Annotated in this window: 3 protein-coding genes; all 3 read left to right on the top strand. The window is 70.2% G+C overall.

Annotated features, from left to right (window positions below; all coding sequences use genetic code 11):
• Positions 1-1,342, top strand: a 1,342-nt coding sequence (locus STRTUCAR8_RS07120; RefSeq protein ID WP_006374841.1) for a flavin monoamine oxidase family protein, incomplete at its 5' end; no start/stop codon positions are given.
• A gap of 47 nt (positions 1,343-1,389) precedes the next feature.
• Positions 1,390-1,818 carry a YybH family protein gene (locus STRTUCAR8_RS07115; RefSeq protein WP_006374840.1) on the top strand — a complete coding sequence of 143 codons (429 nt, stop codon included), beginning with the start codon at positions 1,390-1,392 and terminating at the stop codon, positions 1,816-1,818.
• Positions 1,819-1,918: 100 nt separating this feature from the next.
• On the top strand, positions 1,919-3,094 hold the full coding sequence (locus tag STRTUCAR8_RS07110) for an acyl-CoA dehydrogenase family protein (protein ID WP_006374842.1): 1,176 nt from the start codon (positions 1,919-1,921) through the stop codon (positions 3,092-3,094).
• Positions 3,095-3,139: the final 45 nt, after the last annotated feature.

Here is a 3,139-nt window from a genome sequence, read left to right as displayed (position 1 = left end):
GGCCTCGGCCGCCTCGGCCGCCTCCCGCGGCACCGCTGCGGCCCCGGCTGCCGCGGCGACCTGGGACGTCATCGTCATCGGCGCGGGTTTCGCCGGCGTCACCGCGGCCCGTGAACTGCGCGCCCGCGGCAAGAGGGTGCTCGTCCTGGAGGCCCGCGACCGCATCGGCGGCCGCACCTGGACGGACACCTACGGCGGCCAGCTGATCGAGCGCGGCGGCACCTGGGTCGAGCCGACCCAGCCCTATCTGGGCGCCGAACTCAAGCGCTACTCGCTGGCGTTGGAGGAGGACGCCCCGATCTCGACCACCTGGCTGCCGACGCCGAGCGGCCCGAAGCAGTTCACGCCGGACGACGGCTTCGGCCGCATCGGCACCATCTTCGACCGCATGTTCGAAGGCTCGCAGACGTACTTCGAGAAGCCCTTCCAGCCGCTGCTCCGGAACGATCTGCTGACGGGCCTGGACAAGCTGTCGCTGCGTGACCGCCTCAACCAGCTCTCCCTCACGCCCGCGGAGGAGCTCCTCGTCAACGGGCAGACCGCGGTCTACGCCGGCGGCACCAGCGCCATGGGCGCGTTCACGATGTTCGCGCAGTGGTGGGCCCTGGCCGGCCACTCCAACCAGGGCTGGAACGACACCATGCGCTGGCGCATCGCCAAGGGCACCAAGGCGCTGCTCGACGCGATGATCAACGAGGCCAAACCGACCGTCCAGCTCAGCTCGCCCGTCGCCTCCGTCACCGAGTCGGGCTCGCTGGTGCACGTGATCACCAAGTCCGGTGCGCAGCACAGCGCGCCGGCGGTCGTGGTCGCGATGCCGGTCAACGCCCTGAACACGGTCAAGTTCTCCCCGGCCCTGCCCGCGGCGCTCACCACCGCCTCGGACCAGGGCGTCGCCGTGAAGAACGCCGTCAAGCTGTGGATCCACGCCCGTAAGGGCGCGGGCCGGGTCTACGGCCAGGGCGCCGAGGGGGGATCACCGATCCCCATGCTGCTCCCGTTCAAGGAGACGGCCGACGGCATGCTGTACGTCGCCTTCAGCACCGATCCCACCCTCGACCCCACCAGCACCTCCCAGGTGCGGAGCGCCGTACAGCGACTCGGCGTGAACCTGGACGTCCTGGGGGTGAAGGCGCACGACTGGGGCCGCGACCCCTACGCGCGTGGCGGCTGGGCGTTCCGCAAGCCGGGCCAGCTCACCAAGCTCTACCCCGACGTCACCTACACCAGTGGGCGGCTCTCCTTCGCCAGCGGTGACATAGCCAACGGCTGGAGCGGCTACATCGACGGCGCCATCGAGTCCGGCCTGCGTGCCGCCCGGCAGGCAGCGGGCGAGGAATGACCACCGACGCGTCACCCACCCACCTTCCGGAAGGGAAGCATCAAGCCATGTCAGCCACGTCCTTCACCGTCGACTTCGACCCGGAACGCCCCGACCTCACCGCCGACACCGACACCCAGAACGAGATCTTCATCCAGGTGTTCAACTCGGGTGACGGCGAACTGTTCAACAGCCTCTACCTCGACGACTCGATATCGAACTTCTCCGGCGAGCCCCTGCGGGGCGAGGCCCGGCTGAAGTTCTTCAAGGAGTTCCTGGCCGCCAAACCGACCCTCAAGGCCACGGTCACCCACTCGTACGTGGCCGGCGACGTGGCGCTGATCGGTGTCGAGTACGCGATCGACACCACGGGCCCCGACGGCGAGCCGGTCCGGCTGGAGGGCAACTGCACCGACGTGCTCCGCCGTACGGAGGACGGCCGCTGGCTGATGGCCATCGACCGCCCGGTGGCCTCGAGCGGTCTCGTCGCCGACTAGATCCAACAGGAGCCCCCCTGGTGGACCCAGGGGGGCTCCGCCGTGCCGGGAACTCCCGATGAACCGATGGACCGATGACCCGATGGACCGAGGAGACACAGTGACCGACCAGGAAGAACTGGCGTCCGTTCTGGACGCCGTGCGCGACATCGTCCCCACGCTGCGCGCGAACGGCGCGGACGCGGAAGCCCGACGGTGGATCCCCGACGAGAACATCCAGCTCCTGGACAAGGCGGGCGTGTTCCGCACCGCGGTGCCCCGGGCCCATGGCGGGCTCGACCTCGGTGTGGCCGACCAGTTCAGGGTGATCGCGGAGGTCGCGCGCGGCTGCCCGTCCACCGGCTGGCTGACCATGGTGTGGCTCACCAGCACCTGGTGCGCCTCGCTCTATCCCGACCGGGCACAGGCAGAGGTCTTCGCCGGCGGCAGCACGCGCGTGTCCATCGTCTTCGCGCCCACCGGCACCCTCGTACCGGCGGACGGCGGCTACCGTCTCAACGGCGCCTGGCAGTACAACTCCGGTGTCCGCGGGGCGGACTGGGACCTGCTCGCCGCGATGGTGGAGCGCCCCGACGGAACCACCGAGGAGCTCGTCGCACTGGTGCCGGTCTCCGAACTGGACGTCACCGACGACTGGCACGTCAGCGCGGGCGCCGCCACCGGCAGCTGCACGACCACCGCCAAGGACGTGTTCGTTCCCGCCCACCGCGTGGTCTCCCTGGAGGAGGCCATGGTCAGCGCGACCGGTGACCGTGCCAACGCGGGAGCCACCGGACGCAACTACGGGCTGCTCGCCTACGTTCTCTCCGGCGTCACCGGCGCGTTCGTCGGCATCGCGCGGGGTGCGTACGAGCTGTTCCTCGACCGCCTGCCCGGCCGTGGGATCACGTACACCGACTGGACCGACCAGAAGCTGCACCCGCTCACCCAGATCCAGGTGGCCACCGCCGCCAACAAGATCGACGCCGCCGAAGCCCTGTCGACGGGCTGGCTCACGCTGCTGCAGGAGCGCGCCGACGCGGGCGAGCAGCCCACCGACGAGGAGAAGGCGATCGTGCGCGGCCAGACCGCGTTCGCCGCCCAACTCGCCAAGGAGGCCGTGCAGATCCTGTTCGACGCCAGCGGTGGCTCCGTCATCCGGCGCGAGGTCGCCCTGCAGCGGTTCCACCGCGACATCCAGGGCTTCTCGCTGCACGCCCTGGTACAGCGAGACGCCAACCTGGAGGTTCAGGGGCGCGTCCTGCTCGGCATGGAGCCGGGTACGTACTTCCTCTGACGGCAGGCTTCCTCCGGCGGCGGCAACAGCCGCGACGCGCGACAG

This window comes from Streptomyces turgidiscabies Car8, from assembly GCF_000331005.1.
Classification (GTDB): Bacteria; Actinomycetota; Actinomycetes; order Streptomycetales; family Streptomycetaceae; genus Streptomyces; species Streptomyces turgidiscabies.
This window is presented reverse-complemented; position numbering and strand designations above follow the sequence as displayed.

Coding starts and splice junctions, on each gene's coding strand:
- STRTUCAR8_RS07115 (WP_006374840.1), top strand. CDS start 1,390: ATGTCAGCCACGTCCTTCACCGTCGACTTCGACCCGGAACGCCCCGAC.